This is a genomic window from Streptomyces ochraceiscleroticus, from assembly GCF_000720485.1.
In the GTDB taxonomy this organism is placed as follows: Bacteria; Actinomycetota; Actinomycetes; order Streptomycetales; family Streptomycetaceae; genus Streptomyces; species Streptomyces ochraceiscleroticus.
This window is the reverse complement of sequence record NZ_JOAX01000126.1, coordinates 1-292: the sequence shown is the minus strand read 5'-3', so window position 1 is coordinate 292 and position 292 is coordinate 1. Positions and strand designations below refer to the sequence as shown.

The 292-nt window shown below is 71.6% G+C and carries 1 protein-coding gene; it reads left to right on the top strand.

Translation table 11 applies throughout. The features are described 5' to 3' along the window. Positions 1 to 292 (top strand): hypothetical protein (locus IG84_RS38590; protein ID WP_037801497.1); only part of this gene is annotated, 292 nt, incomplete at both ends.

Here is a 292-nt window from a genome sequence, read left to right as displayed (position 1 = left end):
GCAGGACCTGCACGAGATCTACGAGGGCGAGGTCCGCTACGCCCGCGACGCGTTCGAGGGCCTGCGCCTGATGGACGCCCTGATCGCGGTCAAGCGCGGTGTGCCGGGCGCGACCCTGCCGGAGCTCAAGCAGCGCCGCGTGCCCAAGCGGGACACCGCCGTACTGGAGGTCGAGGAGCCCGAGGGCTCGGTTCGCTCCGACGTGGCCACCGACAACCCGGTCCCGGAGCCGCCCTTCTGGGGCACTCGCGTGGTGAAGGGCATTCAGCTCGCCGACTACGCCTCCTGGCTG